Genomic DNA, 21029 nt, shown 5'->3' with positions numbered 1-21029 from the left:
AACCTCAAACGGTTTTTAAAGTCCCGTGGCTACGGCGAGTCTGCCGCGCTTATCGATAAGTTGACGACGAATATCGAGCTGGCGGTAGAGGCCGAGCGGGTTGAGCGCTCCGCCGTTGCGCCGGATGGCTTCGGCCACCAGCGGCCGGACATCGGCCAGGAAAGCATCTTTCAGCACTTCTTCGGCCCGCACTACATCATTGGCCTCCTGGGCGGTAAACAAGCCTTTGGTGTTTACCAGCAAGGCTTTGGCGTAGGCGGTCAGGATGTTCTGCACCGATTGCAGCAGATCTTCCAGCGGATCTTTGGTATTATGGCTGGCATCGATCATGTAGGCCACCGGCGGGTTCTGCACCGCCGTATCCTGAGCGGCCTGCACCAGCTCGCAAAAGATCAGAAACAGTTGAAAGGGCTTGATGCTGCCCGTGGTCAGGTCATCGTCGCCGTACATGGAGCCGTTGAAGTGGAACCCACCCAACCGGCCGAAATGCAGCAGCCGGGCCACAATCTGTTCGATATTGGTATTGGGCAGGTGATGCCCCAGATCAACCAGTACCTGTGCATTTGGTCCGCAGTACTCCGACAGGCGTAGCGAGGTGCCCCAGTCCGGAATAATCATGGAATAGAAATGAGGCTCGTAGGGCTTGTATTCCACCAGCATGGTCCAGTCCTCGGGCATGGCGTTGCAGATCGCCTTCAGCGAGTCGGCGGTACGCTGGTATGCCCGGCGGAAGTGGTGCTGACCGGGGAAGTTGGAGCCGTCGGCCAGCCAGACCGTCAGCGTCCGGCAACCCAGTTGTTTGCCGTATTCGATTACCTCAATATTGTGGTCGATGGCCTGCTGCCGGACATGGGCCTGGGTATGACACAAGGAGCCAAACTTATAGGAATCCTGCTGATCTTTCTGATCCTGAAAGGTATTGGAATTGACGGAGTCGATCACCAGGTGATGCTCATCCAGCAGGGTATGGATCGCCTGCACATCCTGCGGAATATCCCAGGGAATGTGCAGCGAAATAGAGCCGGAAGCGCGGTTAAGGGCGTTCAGCAGGCCTACATCCTCGATCTTTTCCTCCAGCGAGCGAGGTTCTCCCCCACCCGGGTACCGCCCGAAGCGGGTACCGCCTGTGCCGAGCGCCCAGCTTGGAATAGCTACCTGAAAGGCCTGTATCTGTTGAAGGATCTGTTCAGCGTCAAGGCCTTTCCGATGCAGCCATTCCTGCATATAGCCCCAGCGAAAAGCGTGGTCGTCGGCCAGTTTTTCGTTATGCTCCTGAATACGTGAGTCGGTTAACATACCAGCGATTTGGAATAAAACCGAATATTACGGATTATCCGGTTATCTACCAACCTGTAGTTACCTGTCTGGCCGCAATCATCCGCTCCCCACCCGCCATCCGCCTGGTTTTGTCGATAGTCAGACCCAAAGCGAGCCCCGGAAGCCTCTCGACTATTAGGGCTCGCCAGGGTATACGCGGGTTTTAACTTGACCTCGATCCGCAGTCGATAATTTAATCTGGTTTTGTATGTAAAATGAATTCATTTTACATACATTTACGCAATTAACCTAACCTTTTACTATGAAGGGTACAAACCTCGGCGAATTTGAAGAACTGGTGCTGCTCACCGTAGCAGCGCTGATAGATGACGCATACAGCGTAGCGATATGTGACGAGCTATCGACGCACACAGGCCGTTCCGTAAAACTTGGCGTGGTTCATGCGGTGCTCAACCGGCTCGAAGAGAAAGGACTGGTAAAAAGCCAACTGGGTGAAGCTACCAAGACCCGTGGCGGTAAACGAAAACGATTCTACCAACTTACCATACCGGGAAAAGCCGCCCTGGTCCAGGCCAAGTCAGTACGCGATCAGCTCTGGGACCGAATACCATCGCTTGGCTGGAAAATCGGGTAGCATGAACGAGCAGCGCCAACACCAGCCGCCCGCCTGGGCACAGCAATTTGTGGAGTGGTATTGTAAGCCCGAGCTTGCGGAAGACCTTCTCGGAGACCTTAACGAATACTTTGAACGGAATGTACAATCCGTTGGGCCACGTCGCGCAAAGTTGATCTACATGATCGATGCGGTCAAGTTTTTCAGAAGTTACACAGTACGAATCCCAACAGTTGACAACCTTTTTATCAACCGGATCATGATCAGAAACTACGTCAAAACATCGGGACGCAACTTCATGCGCAATAAGCTGTTCTCGTTTATCAATATTGCCGGCCTTGCCATCAGTATGTCTGTGGGGCTATTGCTGATTGCGTTCCTGCTCGACCTGCATGCGTACGACAGGTTCAACAAGCATGGGGAACAAATCTATCGCATCACCAGCGTTCTGACCGACAATCCGGAACAAGGCCGGGCCACGAATGGCCGGGCCACGGAAGGCCGCGATGGGTCGGAGCGGTCGCGGCCCGGCAGCAAGGTTGCCTCCACATCCATAAAGGCCGGAAAGCTGATCCGGGAGAAAGTGACCGGCGCTGACCGGTCTGCCGGTGCGGAAGTGGCCATTATGCGCGACTTTTCGCAGGATGCGAGGGTTGGCGATCAGGTTCTGCCTATCAAGGGCTACTGGGCGGAGTCGTCGCTGTTCCGGATTTTTACCTTTCCCATGCTGGCAGGCAATCCCGACGCGGCCCTGAATGATCCTTACTCGATTGTTCTTACAGAGACGGCCGCCAGAAAGCTCTTCGGCAACGAATCGGCACTGGGCAAAACGGTCAAATTTGATACCCTCGACTACCAGGTGACAGGAATCATGAAAGACGTTCCCTTTTTTTCGCATATCAGCTTCGAAGCACTGGTATCGCTGTCTACGGCCGAGCAACTCAGCCGGAACGACAGGAATTTCGGGAAATGGACCAACATCTCCTTAAACTACGTCTACCTGCTGCTGCCGCCAACGGCCAATGTGGCTTCTGTTCAGGCGCAGCTCGATGCCATTGCCCGGGAAGAAAACCGCACCGAAGAAAACACGGCGATCCAGCTTGAGCTTCTGCCCTTATACAAGATTGTAGTCGGCGAGAACCTCCAGGATATGCGTGGCTCGGAGCGCCGGTATATGCCTCCGGTTGTGCTTTGGATACTCGGCGGGCTGGCCCTGGTTGTGATCCTGTCTGCCTGTTTCAACTACACCAACCTCTCTATAGCCCGTGCCATGCGTCGCTTCAAAGAAGTAGGCCTTCGCAAAGCAATCGGGGCGGGCAACAATCAAATCAGGCAGCAGTTCCTGGCGGAGGCAATCATGATCTCGCTGATAGCCCTGCTGCTTTCGTTCGTCATCTTTCTTGTCCTGCGACCGCAGCTGATAAACCTGGCCCCGGAAATGCAGCGCACGGTCAAGCTTGAACTCAGCCCGTCGCTGGTCGTTGCGTTTATCGCGTTTTCGGTGAGCGTAGGCGTCATGGCCGGGTTTATGCCTGCTCTGTTCTTTTCGAAAATCAGCGCCATCAGTGCCTTCCGGAATGTATCGACGGTGAAGGTGTATAAACACGTCACCCTTCGGCGGGCGTTGGTGGTGGTTCAGTATACATTCACCCTAATCTTTATCACCACAACGGCCATCGGCTATGTGCAGTATAAAAACATCCTGACCTTCGACCTGGGCTATAAGACGGAAAATATCCTGAACATCAATACGCAGGGTAATAAACCCGATGCGCTTCTAAAAGAACTGAGCGAAATACCAGAAGTAACCGCCCTGTCGCGGTCGTTAATCATCACCAGTGTAGGAAATGCCTGGGGCGGCTACATGAAATACCGGGATTCGCGCGATTCTGCTTTGGTTCTGACCAACAACGTCGACGAAAATTACCTGGATTTGCATGAATACAAGCTCATTGCCGGAAGCAATTTCAGAGCACGGCCCACTACCACCGCAGCCGCCACCGAAGTGATCGTTAATCAGCAGGTCTTGAAACGATTTAACATCGGCAACGGCGATCCTGAGAAAGCAATTGGGGAAGCCATTACCTTTAGTAATATCAGAGGCAATGGCCGCCGGATGACCATTGTTGGTGTCATAAAAGACTTTCACTACGGCAAGGTCGACAACCTCATCGAGCCGGTAGCCTTCATGCACTGGACACCCGACGACCGGGCTATCATCAATGCCAAAATCCGAAGCGCAGATCTGCCGGCGACCCTGGCGAAGATTGAGGCTGTCTGGAAGAAGATCGACCGTGTTCACCCTTTCCAGGCTAAATTCTACGACCAGGAAATAGAAGAGGCTTACAGCGAGTTTTCGGCCATGATCAAGATCATTGGCTTTTTGTCCTTCCTCGCCATCTCCATCGCATCAATGGGCTTGTTCGGCATGGTGGTATTTACCACCGAGACCCGATTAAAAGAGATCAGCATCCGAAAGATAATGGGTGCCCGCACCAGCGACCTTATCTTTTTACTGAGTCGCGGTTTTCTGGTGCTGCTGTCGATCTCTGCGCTTATTGCCCTGCCGGCCACGTACTTCTTCTTCAGAAACGTGGTGCTCACGCATTTCCCCTATCATACACCCGTGCAAATACCTGAGCTGTTTGCCGGCTTGCTGGCGGTGCTGCTGATTGCATGCGGAATGATCGGGTCTCAAACGATAAAAGCAGCCAGGCGTAATCCGGCGGAAGTCCTGAAAAGCCAATAGCAGCAAAGGCAGTTCACGTTGATGTGTGGTCATTAACTCTTTGGCCGTAAAAGGATAAACGGCCTGTCAGGAGAATTCAATTGCCTTCTTCGGCCCCGACCAGCTTTTGGGTCGACTCGCGGACAATCAGTTCGTGGTGTAACACAATGGTGTTAGTAGTACCGATGCGTAACAGGCCATTGAGGTAGTTAATCAAGCTCTGAGTAGCTATCTCTCCCATTTCCTGCCCTGGATAATCAATGGTGGTCAGGTTCGGCTCAATCACCAGTGAATATGGATCGTTATTAAAGCCCACCACGGCCATGTCGCCGGGAACCGCAAAGCCGTGTTTCTTTAAGGCGCTGATGCAACTGACCGCGCACAAATCATTCGCTACAAACAGTCCGTCGGGAGGCAAGGCCATCCGGCTGATGTCGGCGGCTACTTCGATACCATCCTGGCGGGTCAGGTTTGTAAACCGCAACAGATCGTCGGTTTGGGTCAGGCCCTGATCAAGCAGCGCCAGTTTATAACCCCGCAGGCGGTCGGCGTACACATTGCGCCGAATATCGCCCGTTACGTGCATAACCCGCCGGCAACCCTGCTCCAGTAAATGCGCAGTTGCTTCGTAGCCCGCCTTCACATTGTCAATCACTACATTGGTGCAGTTTTTCTGAGGCATGACCCGGTCAAAGAGGATAATGGGAAGTCCTTTGCGAAAGAACGTATTGAAATGTTCCAGGTTTTCGGTATCCGAGGCCAGCGACACCAGCAGGCCATCGACCCGGCTGTTGAACATCGTTTTGGCGTTGGCCATCTCCTTGCGGACCGACTCGAAAGACTGACTGATCAGGAGATTGTAATTGGCCTGGTTGGCCACTTTCTCCATACCCGCCAGAACGGTCGACATAAAATAGCTATCCAACCGGGGCACAATGACACCAATAGTGTTGGTCCGCTGGCGTCGCAGGTTACTGGCAAATCGGTTCGACTGGTAGCCCATTTCCTGGGCTTTTCCGGTAATCAGGATTTTGGTATTGCTGTTAATGGCAGGGTGGTCGTTTAAGGCTCTGCTGACTGTTGCCGGTGAAAGATTTAACTCCCGGGCAATATCGTATATGGTTATCTCCTTTTCCATGGTAAATGCTGCCAATAGCTACAAATATGGCAAGAAACGATTTGTTAAACCAATTCCAAGGTAATTATGCAATCGGTTTAAAATAAACTATAACAGAATGTCTTTCTCAAAGCTGCCATGCAATGGCTGATTACCTGAAAACAATCTACAGAATAAGTAGAACGTATTTTTTTGTAAATCAGCTCTCAGCCAAGCCATAATAGCACCCTGTGAGGCTCCTTAAGGCACGCATTTTCCTGGCCAGTTACCCTATAAAATTACTAAGGAGGCTAATCAATGCAATATACATAAAAATAGTTGGACAATTTTTTATGCAATCGGTTGAAATAATAAAAATAATCGGGATATTTATACCCAAATTACCTGAATCAGCCTTGCAACTACATTAACCATTGCCAGCCTATCGAATAACCAACCAACAAGTTAATCTATCGACTATTGTATGAATCCTCTACCCCTGACAGACAGACCGGTTTGGCAGCTCCGGGCCCAAACCGCCTTATTTGTAAAAAAATTGATCTTTTTACTCGTGCTCCTGCTAAGTAGCTACGCCCAGGCTCAGCAAACAACCGCCGTACGCGGCCAGGTGACCGATGAAAAAGGCGAAAACCTACCTGGTGTCAGCGTGGTCCTGAAAGGTACGCAGACCGGGACCATAACGGATGTAACTGGCCGGTATACCATCAACATACCGACCGGCAACAGTGTACTTGTCTACTCATTCATCGGCTATGCCTCCCAGGAAGTACCGGTAGCCGGCCGTTCGACTATTGATATTAAGCTGACGACAGACGTTAAATCGCTGGATGAGGTGGTAGTGGTCGGGTACGGAACCCAGCGCAAACGGGATGTGACTGGCGCTGTAGTGTCCATCAATGAAGCTACGCTGAAAGAAGTGCCCGCCCCCAACCTAATCTCTCAGTTGAAAGGCCGGGCCGCCGGGGTGTCTATCGTCAGCAACGGCTCAACACCCGGTTCACAGGGCCAAATCCGGATCAGAGGGAACCGCACCCTAACCACCAGCCAGGGGTCGAGTGATGCGTTGGATGGTCCGCTGGTCGTGGTCGATGGAATTCCGTTCGGCGGTCTAAACGATATTAACCCGGATGACATCAGTAATATGGAAATCCTAAAAGATGCCTCTGCCACGGCTATTTACGGGTCACGCGGGGCTGGCGGAGTTATCCTGATTACGACCAAACGCGGCAAAGTGGGCAAACCAATATTAAGCTACGACGGCTATCATGGGGTAACCAGCATCATGGGAAAATACAACGTGATGAACGGCCAGGAGTACGCCCAATTCAAAGCTGATGCTACTACCTACAACCGCACAAACCCCGGCACAACCGCTTACCCGCTGACTCAGGCCGAAAAAGATGCGCTGGCTGCGGGCATTTCAACTGACTGGCAGAGTTTGATTTACAAGCCCGCCTTTATGACCAACCACCAACTGGGGTTGCAGGGTGGGGTGGAAAACACGCAGTATTCAATCGGTGCGGGGTACTTTAACGAGACGGGTATTATTCCTAACCAGAATTTTGAACGCTATACAATACGGGCTACCATTGATCAGAAACTGGGTAAGCACGTTAAAATTGGGCTGAATACCATCAATACTCTCACTTACCAAAATAACCCCGGCGGTGGTGGTGTGCCGTCTAACCTGGTTCGGCTTACGCCACTGGCTGCCCCTTACAATCCCGATGGTACGGTCAACTTAAACCCGGCAGTCGGCTCGATTGATGCTGCCCTGGTAAGTCCCTTAACAATGATCACAAAGGCCGGTTCCGTTTTAGGTCGTACCCGATCGCTGCGCACCTTTAATAGTTTGTACGGCGAAGTGAATATCCTGCCCGGATTAAAGTATCGCTTCAACGCGGGTTTGAACTTCAGCCAGTCAAATTACAACGGGTATGCCGGACCGGATACCTATTATAACAATGCAACCGTACAATCATCGTCCAACGCCGACATTAGTAATACCGAGTTCTGGGATATAAACCTCCAGCATCTGTTGTATTACGACAAAGTAATTGCCGGCAAGCACAAAGTAGGCTTAACGGGACTGTACGAAATTACCCAGAACCATTCTTTGGGTAGTAGTTTCAACGTAAAGGGGGTTCCGGCCGACTACATCAAAACGTCCAATTTTGCCCTGGCATCTGGCCAGCCGACGGGTAGCGGCACGTTCTCCGAAACGGGGCTGCTGTCGTACATGGGCCGGATTAATTATAGCTACGATAACCGTTATTTGCTAACCCTAACCTTGCGGAGAGACGGTTCGTCTACCTTATCGCCAGGTAATCAATACTTTAACTATCCGGCGGTTGGCGTCGGCTGGAACATTATTGACGAAGAGTTTATGAAGCCCGTAAAATTCCTGTCGAATCTGAAACTGCGGGGCGGCTGGGGGATCTCCGGCAACCGGAACGTGGGAGCCTACGCAACGCTGGGTGCTTTATCGACGGGCTATTACAACTTTGGCACCAGTACCCTGGGTCAGCAATTGGGCTATACCGTAACCAGTCTGCCGGCCACCAATTTAGGCTGGCAATCTACCTCGCAGGTTGATATCGGACTGGAATTCGGCTTCCTGAACAACCGAATCACCGGTTCGGTAGACGTCTATCACCAGAAAACGAAAGACATCCTGCTGTCGGTGCCGCTGCCCCCAAGCAACGGGGCCGGCTCAACCCTGAAAAACCTGGGCCGAACGGAAGGAAAAGGACTGGAAACGGCGCTGACGTTCGAGGTGTTCAGAAACCCTCAGGGCTTCAACTGGAGCGCCGATGTGATGTATTTCTTTAACCGGGAAAAAATCACCCAGCTTACCACCCCCACCGAACTCGCCAATATTGGGGCCGGCTGGTTTGTAGGTCAGCCGCTGAGCGTAATTTACGACTACAAAAAGCTCGGCATCTGGCAGTTGGCCGATGCGGAAAGTGGCACCTTGAAAGCACAAACCTCGCCGGTGCAGTTCCCCGGCCAGATTCGGGTAGAAGACCTGAACAAAGACGGAAAAATCGACGCTAACGACCGCCAGATTCTGGGTAATTTTCAGCCGCAATGGGAAGGTGGCCTTACAAACCGGTTCAGCTACAAAAACTTTGATGCGTCCATCGTCATGTTTGCCCGCATGGGTATGAAGGTAATTGTGCCCTACCTGACGGGTAACTCAACGGGTTCGGGTGGCTTTGCGTTCTTCAATCAGAGCAGGGTGAACCAGGTGAAAGTCGATTACTGGACCAACGAAAACCCGACCAATGCCTTCCCGGCACCGGATGCGGGGAATGCGGTTGCTTATTTCGGCTCTACGCTGGGGTACTACGACGGCTCGTTTATCAAAGCGCGAAGCATCAATTTGGGCTACAGCTTCAACAGTAAGCTGATCCGGAAAATTGGCATGAGTTCGGCCAGGGTGTACCTCAACACCACCAATCCGTTCATCCTGTATTCGCCCCTGGTGAGAACCAATCTGGCCATTGACCCGGAGGGGAACAGCTATGCATCGGGCACATCAACACTGAATCCACAGGGCGCCAATGAGCGCGGTACGCCGGAGCGTCAGATTGCCGTAAACATGAACAACCCACCCGTGCGTCAATTTACCCTTGGCGTAAATCTGAAATTCTAACCGTTGACATAACCATGAAAAATATAAAGTTTTGGTGCATCCTTGGCCTAACGGCCATCTTCAGCGCCAGCTGCGAAAAAATACTGGTGGAAAATCCGCAGGCCCAGATTGTCCCTTCTTTTTTCAACAGCCCGGCCGGCGTACTGGGAGGTATTGCGGGAGTTTATAACGACATCCGGTCTCAGTGGGGTACCGAAGGATTTACCGTTGAGATGCAGGCTGGTACCGACGAGTTTTTGCAGGGAGCCAGCGCCGGCAGTGGTATTCCGTATACCTACAACGGCCTGAACAGCAGCAACTTTGGCTCAGCCTGGAGTACCGCCTTTCAGGACATCAATACACTGAATGGGGTATTGAAATATGGGCAAACCATTGATTTGCCGGAGACTACCCGGAAACAATACCTGGCCCAGGCCAAATTTCTGCGTGGCTTCTGGTATTTTTACCTGGTGCAGACCTGGGGCGATGTACCGCTGAACACCGAGTTTATCACGGTTCCTTCTCAGGCGGCTTCCCGCCAGCCTGCCGCTCAGGTGTACGAACAAGTCATTAAGGACCTTACAGAAGCTGCGGCCGATTTGCCCAATCAGCCAACCGCGCCGTTTCTGGGAAAAGCGGCCACTAAACCTGTGGCGCAGTTGCTGCTGGCCAAAGCGTATCTGACCCGGGGCTGGCTCAACAATACGCAGGCCGATTTTATTCAGGCTGCGGCCATTTGCGACGAAATTATTGCGAACAAATCAGCCTATGGCCTGGATCTCTGGCAGGATTACGGCGATGCATTTGTACCGGCGAACGACTACGGCAAGGAAACTATGTTTGTGAGCGATCACGTGCTCGACGCCAAATTTGGCTACTATTCGGTGGGGGGGGCCGCCAGCGGAGGGGCCGCCCAAAACCTGACGCCCTGGTTTACCACCTGGAATTATCCAAACAACAGCGGGGTGAACTCGTTTAAAAATGCTGCGGGCGTTCTGGTAAACAGTGGCACATCGGGCATGATCCGGGATTCGTATTACGGCCGGCCCTATATCCGGATGCGGCCCAACAGCTTCAGATGGACCACCGGGCCGAATGCGGGTAAGAATTATTTCCTGGATCAGGCTTTTGCAAACCGGGATGTCGACTCACGCTACATCAACTCGTTCTACACGGTGTACATCGCCAATACCTCCATTACCAACCCGGCAACAGCCGCCAACAACACCCGAGGTATTACGTATACCACCGTGGTAGGGGCCGATACCGCCGTTTGGCTACCCGATTTTGAAGTGGCCGGCGCTCCGCAGTTAATCGGCAACCGCCCCTTTAAAGGCATTGTGGTGCCGCCCAGCTTATGGAACAGTGGTATTTTCCCGTCGCTTAAGAAATTTATGGACCCCAGCCGGGGGGCTAACTTCAACGATCCATCGACTCGCCCCTGCGTATTATACCGCTTTTCGGATGTGTATCTGACGGGTGCCGAAGCCTATTTCAAAGCCGGTAACCCCACCAAAGCCGCCGACCTGATCAACGTGGTCCGGCGCCGGGCCGCTTTCCGGAAAACCAACACGGCCGCCCAGAATGCCGCAGCCGCCACCGCCATGACCATTTCGGCCAGTGATGTTACCCTGGACTTTATCCTGGATGAACGCAGCCGGGAGTTCTTCGGTGAGTGGCAACGGTGGCATGATCTGGTCCGCACGCGCTCGCTGGTACGCCGGGTAAAAGCCTGGAATCCGGAGGCCGCTCCCTATATACAGGATTTTCATATGCTACGGCCCATTCCGCAGACGCAGATCGACCGGGTGGTCGAAGGACCTAAGTTTCCGCAAAATCCGGGGTATTAACTTTTTTAACGAACTAATAAATGCTGCGATGGAAGAGGGTACCCCCCTCTTCCATTTCTGTTCCATGAGCCCCATCTATCCCGGCTGCATTTCTGAGCGCAGTCAACGCGAATCAATAAAACCTACACCGAACGTGATCAGGACCAAACAGCCCCACAGGTATACAAGCCTGCTTTTAGCGTTTTTGCTCGCTTGCTCCACCGCCGGCCGGGCACAGCGCATCACTACCGATAAATCTGCCTTTGCGATGACTACGGCCGTGATTTATATCGATCCTGCCGAAGCCGAACTCGTAAAAACCGCAGCTACCCTGCTCCAGCGGGACATTGAGCAGGTCACGGGCCGAAAGCTGCCTATTGTCGCCACGGTCGACCAATTTCACAAAAACGTCATCGCCGTAGGGACCATTCAGCAGTCGGCTTTTCTGAAACAGCTCGTTTCCGGGCGTAAAATTAACCTTAAAGCGATTGAGGGCCAATGGGAAGCCTCGCTGATCCAAACCATCAGCAACCCGGCCAAAGGCATAACCAACGCCCTGGTTGTCGCGGGTAGTGACCGGCGGGGAGCAGCCTACGGCGTCTTTGAATTATCCCGGCAATTTGGCGTCTCTCCCTGGTACTGGTGGGCCGATGTACCCGTCGAAAAGCGGAACGAGATTTACATCAGGAGCGGTGTCACAGTAACCGATGCGCCTAAGGTAAAATACCGGGGTATTTTCATCAACGACGAAGCTCCGGCGCTCTCGAGTTGGAGCCGGGAAAAATTCGGCGGCTTCAATCACAAGTTTTACGAAAAAGTATTCGAATTGATTCTCCGTCTGAAAGGCAACTACATCTGGCCGGCCATGTGGGGCAATGCCTTTTACGCCGACGATTCGCTGAACATAAAAGCAGCCGATGCTTACGGAATTGTCATCGGCACCTCACACCACGAACCCCTGATGCGGGCGCACGACGAATGGCGACGAGCGGGTGGCGGCCCCTGGAATTACGAAACCAACCCCGAAAAGCTGCGGCAGTTCTGGCGGGATGGAATGAAACGGGCGAGTAACGAAAAAATAGTGAGCATCGGGATGCGGGGGGATGGCGATGCCCCCATGTCGCGGGAAACGGCTACGGCCCTGCTGGAACGCATTGTTGCCGATCAGCGCGGCATCATTAGCGAGGTAACGGGCAAACCGGCGGCCGAAACCCCGCAGTTGTGGGCCTTATACAAAGAGGTTCAGGATTACTACGACAAGGGGATGCGGGTGCCCGATGATGTCACCCTGCTGCTGTGCGACGATAACTGGGGTAATCTCCGCAAGCTGCCCCGCCCAGGCGAAAAGCCCCGAAAAGGCGGGTACGGCATCTATTACCATTTCGACTACGTGGGTGGCCCCCGCAACTACAAATGGCTTAATACTAACCCCCTGCCCCGGATCTGGGAGCAAATGAACCTGGCGTATCAGCATAATGTAAAGGATATCTGGATTGTGAACGTGGGCGACATCAAGCCCATGGAGTTTCCTATCTCCTTCTTTCTGGACTTTGCCTGGAACCCGGAAAAAATCGACGCTGACGACCTCACCCGCTACAGCGAACAATGGGCAGCCGCGCAGTTTGGGCAACAGTATGCCGCTGATATTGCGACTATGCTGGCCCGGTACGCGAAATACAATGCCCGCCGTAAGCCTGAATTACTCGACGCCAACACATACCCCGGTCTGGAGGAGTGGAAAACAGTAGTTACCGAGTGGAATATGCTCTTAGAGAAGGCGGAAGCGATCAACAAAGCCTTGCCCACCCACTATAAAGATGCCTATTTCCAACTGGTGCTCCATCCGGTAAAAGCCTGCGCCAATCTGAACGAGATGTACTACTATGTTGCCCTAAACAAAAATGCCTACGCGCACAAATGGCAGGAGGCCAACGCCTACGCCGACCGGGTAAAGGCACTGTACAAAAACGATTCGCTGATCACGCAGCAGTACCACCAACTAAACAACGGCAAATGGAACCACCTTATGAGCCAGACGCATATCGGCTACACCTACTGGCAACAGCCTGAGCGGCAGAAAATGCCGGCAGTGTCTTACCTGCCGGCTGATTCTGCCGTAGCGAAGAAAGAGGGAGTGTTCCAGGCCGTCAGGCGGGCAAAAATACCGGCCGGTCTTACCGGCAATCGCTTTTACCAGGACGAAAAACGGGGTGTTTCCATTGAAGCCGATCATTACACCAAAGCCATAAACGCCAATGGGATAAGCTGGAAAATCCTGCCCGATCATGGCCGCACCGGCTCAGCCATTACGGTATTTCCTGTTACCGCCGGCGAGCAAACGCCGGGAGAAAACGCCCCCCGTCTGCAATATGATGTTTACACCTATAGCGAAGGTGCGTTTTCAATCTATGCCTATTTTTCGCCCACCTTGAATTTTCCAGGATCTGAAAACGGGCTGCAATACGCCATTTCGGTAGACGATGAACGGCCTCAGCTCATCAGCCTCAACAAAGAAGATAAAACCAGCGACCGGGGCATCTGGAACAAATGGGCGGCCGAAAATATTATCATCAAATTCAGCAAACATACTATCACCAGTCCGGGCAAACACACGGTCAAATTCTGGCTGGTAAACCCCGGTGTTGTGCTGCAAAAACTGGTTCTGGACTTCGGTGGTCTGGAGCCAACCTACCTTGGTCCGTCTGAAACACTTGAGAACTAACACCCCTGAACCTTATGCAGAAACACCTCATTTTCGCCTTATGTATGTGCTGCTCCTGCTGGAGCCTGGCCCAGCAACCGGCCATCGACAGCAGCAAATACCCGCCCCTCAAAACCTGGACGGCCCTCCAGGACCAGGCCAACATGATGCAGCAACTGGGCATCAAAAAACTACGGCCCGGCCCGAGCGGCAACGAAGCCGACCCCAACCATGCCAATTACGACGAGGCTCTGGCGGACCCTTGCCCCCAACTGCCCGATGTGCTGACCACCCGCAACGGAAAAAAAGTAACCACTCCCGAGCAGTGGTGGAACGTACGCCGTCCCGAGCTCATCGACGATTTTGAGCGGGAAATGTACGGCCGCGTACCCAAACATGTACCCAAAGTAACCTGGATAACCAAAGTTACCGACAACGAATTTGTAGGACGTATTCCGGTCGTGGCTAAGCAGCTGATTGGCCGGGTAGACAACAGCCAGTACCCCCTGATCAACGTCAACATCAACATGGTGCTGGTGCTGCCGCAGAACGTGAAAGGCCCGGTTCCGGTCATGATGATGTTCGGTTTCCCCGCGCTGCCGGCCCCCGCTCAGCCCTCGCCCGCCGATCTGGAAAAGATGAATACGACCTTTAAGGAACTGATGATCGCCCAAAATCCGGAGATGAAAGCCATTTTTGACAAGTATCCGGCGTATCAGCCCATCAGCAGGTTGCCCGGCCCTAATTTCTTCGCTCCGGCCCCGACGGGTGATTCGCCACCGACCGAGCAACTGCTGGCCGCCGGCTGGGGGTACTGCACCATTGAACCCAACAGCATTCAGGCCGATAACGGTGCCGGGCTGACCCGGGGCATCATTGGCCTGGCCAACAACGGTCAGGCCCGCAAACCCGACGACTGGGGTGCGTTGCGGGCCTGGGCCTGGGGAGCCTCCCGCGCCCTGGACTATCTGGAAACAGAGCCTCAGGTAAATGCCAAACAGGTCGGTATTGAAGGCGTTTCGCGGTATGGCAAAGCGGCCCTGGTCACTATGGCGTTTGACCAGCGGTTTGCCATGGTTCTGATTGGTTCATCGGGCAAAGGCGGCACCACCCTGCAGCGCCGGGTGTTCGGGGAAGCCGTTGAAAGTCTGGCCGGCAGCGGAGAATACCACTGGATGGCCGGCAATTATCTGAAGTATGCAGCCGCCGAATCATCGTTTGGCCAGAAAACCGGTTGCGACCTACCCGTCGATTCCCATGAACTGCTGGCCCTGTGTGCGCCCCGACCCACCTTTGTCAGCTACGGCATCCCCGAAAAAGGCGACGCCAAATGGCTCGACCAACAGGGTAGTTATAAGGCGACGGTAGCGGCCGGTCCAGTGTTCAGGTTACTGGGTGCCCGAGACCTGGGAGTGAACGCAGCGTATAACCAGGAAAGAATGCCTCCGGTTTTGACTGGTTTGCTGGATGGCGAACTGGCCTGGCGCCAGCATAATGGCGGCCATACGGATGCGCCTAATTTTCAGTATTTTATTCCCTGGGCCAGTAAGCTGCTGAAGTACGAGCGGACGGCCAAATAGCCTCCGGTTTCTATTTACAGCGAAAGATTACGTTCAGGCACATAGGTGGTGTCCACCCCCGGCGGTTCCGCAGTTACGGTCGGGGGGGTGGACACCACCACCCGGCGACGGGACATAAACGTGTACATGGCCGGGATCACGTACAGGGTCAGCAGCAGCGAAAACAACAGCCCCCCGATGATGACGATCCCCATCGACATCCGGCTCCGGCCCGCCGATCCCAGCGCCAGCGCAATCGGCAACGCCCCCAGAATCGTTGCCAGACTCGTCATCAAGATCGGCCGCAGCCGCAGCCGGGCCGCTTCCAGCGCAGCCGCCCGCAGCCCTGCCCCTTCTTCCCGCAACTGGTTGGCAAACTCCACAATCAGAATCCCGTTCTTGGTCACCAGCCCAATGAGCATGATGATACCGATTTGCGAGAAGATATTGAGGGTCTGATTGAAATACCACAAGGCAAACACCGCTCCGCCGATGGCCAGCGGCACGGTCATCATGATAATCAGCGGGTCGATGAAGCTCTCGAACTGAGCCGCCAGAATGAAATACACCAGCACCAGCGCCAGCAAAAAGGAGAACAGCGTGTTGGACTGACTCTCGGCAAAGTCCCGCGAGGCTCCGCTCAAGGCCGTCTGAATGGTGTCATCCTTCAATCGCTCCCGGATCCGGTCCATAGCCGCAATGCCGTCGCCCATGGTCTTGCCCGGAGCCAGGGCCGCCATGATTGTCCCGCTCATGTAGCGGTTGTAATGGAATAGCTGCGGAGGGCTGCTCTGCTCCTCCAGGCTGACAATGTTGTCCAGTTGCACAGCCTCCCCCCGGTTGTTTTTAACGTACAGGCCCGTCAGGTCCAGCGGCTCGTTGCGGTCCGGGCGGTCCACCTGCCCGATCACCTGATACTGCCGGCCCGTGCGGGTGAAGTACCCGAAGCGCTGGCCGGCCAGGGCCAGTTGCACCGTCTGGGCCACGTCTCCCAGCGAGACACCCAGGGCTTTGGCTTTCTGCCGGTCGATGCGCACGTTCAGCTCCGGCTTGTTGAACTTCAGATTGGCATCTACCGAAGCAAAGGCAGGATCCTGCTGGGCCTCCTCCAGAAACCGGGGCAGATACGCCCGCAGCCTGTTGAAGTCGGGGGCCTGCAGCACGTACTGCACCGGCAGCCCCCCCCGGGTGTCAACCGAGATGGTCTGCTGCTGAATGGCCACCGATTTGGCATCGGGCAGTTGCTTCAGCAGTTTGGTGGTATAGTCGGCCAGCGTCTGCTGGTCGTTGAGTCGTTCGGTTTTGTCTTTCAGGAACACCCTGCCCGAGCCGGTATTGGGGCTACCCGACCCGGTGCGGTTGGGAGCTGTCACCAGCATAATACCCCGTGTGTCGGGCAGCGAGTCGTTCAGTAACTGTCCCACCTTCAGCATGTAGCCATCCATAGCCTCAAAGGAGGTACCCTCCGGGGCGGTCATATTCAGCCGGAACCAGTTGCGGTCGTCCAGCGGAGCCAGCTCGGCGGGCAAACCGCTGCCGAACAGCCAGATCATGCCGCCCGTCAGCCCGATCAGCGGCAGGGCCAGCCAGCGCCGGCGCAGAAACCCGGCCAGGCTGTGGTGATAGGCCGCCGTGAGCCCTTCAAAGTAAGGCTCGGTTTTCTGGTACAGCCAGCCGTGGTGGTGGGTTTTGCGGTTCAAATAGGCATTCAGCATGGGTGTGAGCGTCAGCGACACAAAGGCCGAAATCAGCACCGCCACCGAGATCACCACCCCGAACTCCCGGAACAGCTTGCCCACGAAGCCCTCCATGAAGATTACCGGCAGAAAGACTGCGGCCAGCGTAATGGAGGTCGACAGCACGGCAAAGATAATCTCGTTGGCCCCCTGAATGGCCGCTTCCACGGGCCGCATGCCCTGCTCAATCTTCTTAAATATGTTCTCGGTGACCACAATGCCGTCGTCGACCACCAGCCCCGTGGCCATGACAATGGCCAGCAGCGTGAGCACATTGATGGAATAGCCCAGGGCGTACATGATAAAAAAGGTGCCCACCAGCGAAACGGGAATATCGATCAGCGGCCGGACGGCAACAATCCAGTCGCGGAAGAAGATAAAGATGATGATGACCACCAGGCCGATGGCGATCAGCAGCGTTTCGGCCACTTCTTCTACCGAGCGCTTGACAAAGACGGTAGCATCGAATAACACATCCAGGGTGTAGCCCGCCGGCAGATCCCGCCGGATGTCCAGCAGCCGCTGATTGATTTCGCGGGCAATGTCGAGGTGATTGGCACCGGGCTGGGGCACAATGCCCAGACCGATGAGCGGAATACCGTTCAGCCGCAGCACGGTCTCTTCGTTTTCCGGTCCCAGTTCGGCCCGGCCGATGTCGCTGAAGAGAACCTGATTGTTGCCGACCTGTTTGATGATCATAGCGTTGAAGTCGGCTTCGGACTCGAAGCGGCCCTGAGTCTTGACTGTCAGTTCGGTGGTGCTGCCGGTGAGCTTGCCGCTGGGCAGTTCCACGCTTTCGCGGTCCAGGGCCGTTTTCACATCCTGGGCGGTAATGCCGTAGGCGGCCATCCGGCCGGGGTCCATCCACAGCCGCATGGCGTATTTCTTCTGGCCCATGATGGAGACCTCGCTGACGCCCTCGATAGTCTGCAGCCGCTGGGCCACCACGTTCTCGGCGTATTCGTTGACATCCAGGTGGGAGTGGCTGGTGCTTTGCAGCATCAGGATCATGATCTGGTCGGAGTTGGCATCGGCCTTGCTGACGATGGGCGGACCATCCAGGTCGGGCGGCAGGGTGCGCCCGGCACCCGAGACCTTATCCCGCACATCGTTGGCGGCCCGCTCCATATCCACCTCCAGGCCGAACTCGACGGTGATTTCGCTGCGGCCCTGGCTACTCTGGGAGCTGATGGATTTGATGCCTTCGATGCTGTTGAGCTGCTTTTCCAGGGGCTCGGTAATCTGCGACTCAATGATGTCGGCGTTGGCTCCGGCATAGTTGGTGCGGATGGAGATCACCGGCGGATCGATGGAGGGAAACTCACGCACGCCCAGGAATCGGAAGCCCAGATAGCCGAACAGCAGAATGAGCAGGTTCATGACGATGGCCAGCACGGGGCGTCGGATGGAGAGGGTAGACAGACTCATGTTAGCGAAGGTGAGGGGATGAAGCGGCTTTTTTTACCGCAACGGGTGAGCCGTTGCGCAGGGCCATGATGCTGGAGACGATGACCGAATCACCGGGGGTCAGCCCCTGCGTGACCTGTACCTGCTGCTCCTGTCGCAGGCCGGTCTGAATAAACTGCTCCTGGGCCTTGCCGGCTCTGACCACAAAGACTTTCTTGCCCTTCAGCTCCGGGATGATGGCCTGGGAGGGCACCAGAATAGAGGCCGTATTGCCGCCCAGCCGCAGCTGAACCCGCACAAACATGCCCGGCACCAGCCGGCCGGCCCCGTTGGAGGCCACCGCCCGGATGGTGAGCGTGCGCAGGCTGGGATCAACCAGCGGACTGATGGCCGCAATGCGGGCCGGTACGGGCGATTGGTCGCCTTCGGTACTGAGGTGGATAGCAGAACCCACCCGCAGGTGGTGGGCGTATTTCTCGGGCAGGGCAAAGTCGACTTTAACGGGGTTGGTCTGCACCAGGGTAGCCACCAGGGTGCCGGGCATCAGAAAAGCGCCTTCGCTGACCTGGCGCAGACCGATTTTGCCGCTGAAGGGGGCGCGGATTTCGGTTTTTTCGAGTTGGGCCCGCAGCAGGTCCTTATCGGCCCCGAGGGTCAGGGTGTTGTTGGCAGCAATGGCGTATTCTTCCTTGCTGACGCCCTCAATGGCCAGTAGCTTTTGCTGGCGCATCTGAACTTCTTTGGCCCGCTGCTCCTGAAGATCGATCTTGAGGAGCTGGGCGCGAAGTTCTTTGTCGTTGATTTTGGCGATCAGCTCGCCTTTGGCAACAAACTGACCTTCTTTAGTAAGCAGGTAATTGAGCCGGCCGGCCAATTCGGCTTTGAGATCGACGCTTTCGTTGGGTAACACGGTACCGGGCAGGGTGATGACATTCTCGACGGCCTGGGTGTGCGCCAGCAGCACCTCGACACGGACGGGGGGTTTATCGGCCGCTTTGGTTTCCTTGCTGGTTTCACCGGCCGGTCGGATGAGTTTCGTTTTGGACTCGCCGGTGGCCTTGGGGAGGAGGAACACTTTACCGACGGCCAGGGCAGCGCCCAGGAAAAGAAAAAGTAAAAAGGCACGCATGCAACAAGAGCTGGTTAAGCGTTGACTGGTTTAAAACTAAAGCAGATTGGAAGAATTTACTACCTGAATTTAGTAAATCAGGCAGGTACTGGCCTGAGCCTATTAAAAAACCAATCAGCTTGCTGCCCACCAGCCGGTAATCACCTGTCCGGACACCCTCTCCTGCTGCTCGCCTGATTGTAAGCCACTTTGTTGCAGTAACCGGGGCCAATTGGGCCAGCGCCGGGCCTCAATGCCGGCCGTCAGCCCAAAAAAAACGTACATGACCTTGAGCAGCAGTCGCTGCCACCAACTGTTAGTTTGGACAAAATCGCTGACCAGCCACAGTCCACCGGCTTTCAGCGTCTGGCGCAGGCGGAGCACAATACTGGTAGCCAGACGCTCCTCGGTAAACAGGTCCAAGAAAAACGGCGTAATAACTACATCAACCCGTTCGGACGGATTTATAACCGTTTCATTGCCCAGCCGAAAAACCACCCGACCGTCTTCCTGAACAGCTTTTCTAGCTTTTGCCAGCATCCGGGCAGAAGCCTCGATGTAGATAATTTGCCGGGGCTTGCACCGGCGCAGTACCTCACGCAGCAACCAGCCGGAGCCGCCACCAATCATAAGTATTATCGCATAGGGCGGAATACGGTGAAGGTAGATTATCTGCGCATCATGCAATTTATTGCCAAATACCAGCCAGGTCAGGATATCGTATACCCCGGACACCCTATCGAAACCGGTATCTGACGATGCAGAGTGCCCTTGTGCCATTGCTGAAGTGTGGTTTACAGGTAGGAACACATGCAAAACAAAAATGGTGGGGTATCGATTAGCCAGCATTCACCCTGCTAATTGATACCCCATCCCAATAATAGCTAGTTGTTACCTTACCCCGCCGTCTGGCTGGTGTTCCAGATGTCGCGGTGCAGCCGCCACTGACCGCCCTGGCGTTTCCAGATGACGATATACTTGCCATGGTCCAGTTGGTCGCCGGCGGCACTCCTCAGTTCATACTGACCCATTTCTATGGCGGTGTCACCGTGGTTTTCAACCTCTATGCTCGTGAGCTTCACGCCGGCAACGCCCATATCCATAGCGCCCTGCCAGAATTGCCCAATAGTTTGAGGACCATTCTGCCCGGTAGCACCGGGTGGCAGCAGGACGGCATCACTCGTGTACAGTTCGGACAGGCCTTTGCTGTCCTGCCGGGCAAAAGCAGCCTCAAAGGCATCGTTGCCCCGGCGGATCTGGTCTTTAATGGATTCTGTTGTCTGAGCTTGCATAGGAATAAACGGTTATTGGTTAGA

Annotated in this window: 12 protein-coding genes; 6 read left to right on the top strand and 6 right to left on the bottom strand. The window is 54.7% G+C overall.

Going from position 1 to position 21029, the window contains the following annotated elements; all coding sequences use genetic code 11:
• Positions 1–15: 15 nt before the first annotated feature.
• Entirely contained in the window at positions 16–1296 is a 1281-nt protein-coding gene (locus ABD931_RS01395) for a sugar isomerase (RefSeq protein ID WP_345263180.1), read from the bottom strand.
• 283 nt (positions 1297–1579) lie between these two features.
• On the opposite strand from ABD931_RS01395, the gene ABD931_RS01390 reads away from it, so the two are divergent.
• Together ABD931_RS01390 and ABD931_RS01385 are read left to right on the top strand one after the other, a co-directional pair.
• A complete protein-coding gene (locus ABD931_RS01390; protein WP_345263178.1) occupies positions 1580–1912 on the top strand; it encodes a PadR family transcriptional regulator in 333 nt (110 codons plus the stop codon).
• Between the two features lies 1 nt (position 1913).
• Positions 1914–4640: an ABC transporter permease gene (locus ABD931_RS01385; protein ID WP_345263176.1), complete on the top strand. Its 2727-nt coding sequence runs from the start codon at positions 1914–1916 to the stop codon at positions 4638–4640.
• Between the two features lie 76 nt (positions 4641–4716).
• On the opposite strand, the gene ABD931_RS01380 is transcribed toward ABD931_RS01385, so the two are convergent.
• Entirely contained in the window at positions 4717–5757 is a 1041-nt protein-coding gene (locus ABD931_RS01380; protein WP_345263174.1) for a LacI family DNA-binding transcriptional regulator, read from the bottom strand.
• Positions 5758–6286: 529 nt separating this feature from the next.
• Here ABD931_RS01380 and ABD931_RS01375 point away from each other — a divergent pair.
• From ABD931_RS01375 to ABD931_RS01360, 4 genes are all read left to right on the top strand, one after another.
• On the top strand, positions 6287–9394 hold the full coding sequence (locus tag ABD931_RS01375) for a SusC/RagA family TonB-linked outer membrane protein (RefSeq protein WP_345263172.1): 3108 nt from the start codon (positions 6287–6289) through the stop codon (positions 9392–9394).
• Positions 9395–9408: 14 nt separating this feature from the next.
• Positions 9409–11223, top strand: coding sequence for a RagB/SusD family nutrient uptake outer membrane protein (locus ABD931_RS01370; RefSeq protein WP_345263170.1), 1815 nt, complete (start codon positions 9409–9411; stop codon positions 11221–11223).
• 184 nt (positions 11224–11407) lie between these two features.
• Positions 11408–13924: a glycosyl hydrolase 115 family protein gene (locus tag ABD931_RS01365; protein ID WP_345263168.1), complete on the top strand. Its 2517-nt coding sequence runs from the start codon at positions 11408–11410 to the stop codon at positions 13922–13924.
• Between the two features lie 14 nt (positions 13925–13938).
• Positions 13939–15483, top strand: coding sequence for a glucuronyl esterase domain-containing protein (locus ABD931_RS01360; RefSeq protein WP_345263166.1), 1545 nt, complete (start codon positions 13939–13941; stop codon positions 15481–15483).
• Between the two features lie 14 nt (positions 15484–15497).
• Here the strand turns inward: ABD931_RS01360 and ABD931_RS01355 are convergent, their stop codons facing one another.
• The 4 genes from ABD931_RS01355 to ABD931_RS01340 all read right to left on the bottom strand — a co-directional run bounded on the left by ABD931_RS01355 (position 15498) and on the right by ABD931_RS01340 (position 21005).
• On the bottom strand, positions 15498–18626 hold the full coding sequence (locus tag ABD931_RS01355; RefSeq protein ID WP_345263164.1) for an efflux RND transporter permease subunit: 3129 nt from the start codon (positions 18624–18626) through the stop codon (positions 15498–15500).
• A gap of 1 nt (position 18627) precedes the next feature.
• Entirely contained in the window at positions 18628–19734 is a 1107-nt protein-coding gene (locus tag ABD931_RS01350; protein WP_345263162.1) for an efflux RND transporter periplasmic adaptor subunit, read from the bottom strand.
• 114 nt (positions 19735–19848) lie between these two features.
• Positions 19849–20493, bottom strand: coding sequence for a class I SAM-dependent methyltransferase (locus tag ABD931_RS01345; protein WP_345263160.1), 645 nt, complete (start codon positions 20491–20493; stop codon positions 19849–19851).
• A gap of 116 nt (positions 20494–20609) precedes the next feature.
• The gene (locus ABD931_RS01340; RefSeq protein ID WP_345263158.1) at positions 20610–21005 is read right to left on the bottom strand and encodes a YybH family protein; all 396 of its coding nucleotides are present in this window, start codon (positions 21003–21005) and stop codon (positions 20610–20612) included.
• Between the last annotated feature and the right edge of the window lie 24 nt (positions 21006–21029).

The sequence above is a fragment of the Nibrella viscosa genome, from assembly GCF_039541875.1.
In the GTDB taxonomy this organism is placed as follows: Bacteria; Bacteroidota; Bacteroidia; order Cytophagales; family Spirosomataceae; genus Nibrella; species Nibrella viscosa.
This window is presented reverse-complemented; position numbering and strand designations above follow the sequence as displayed.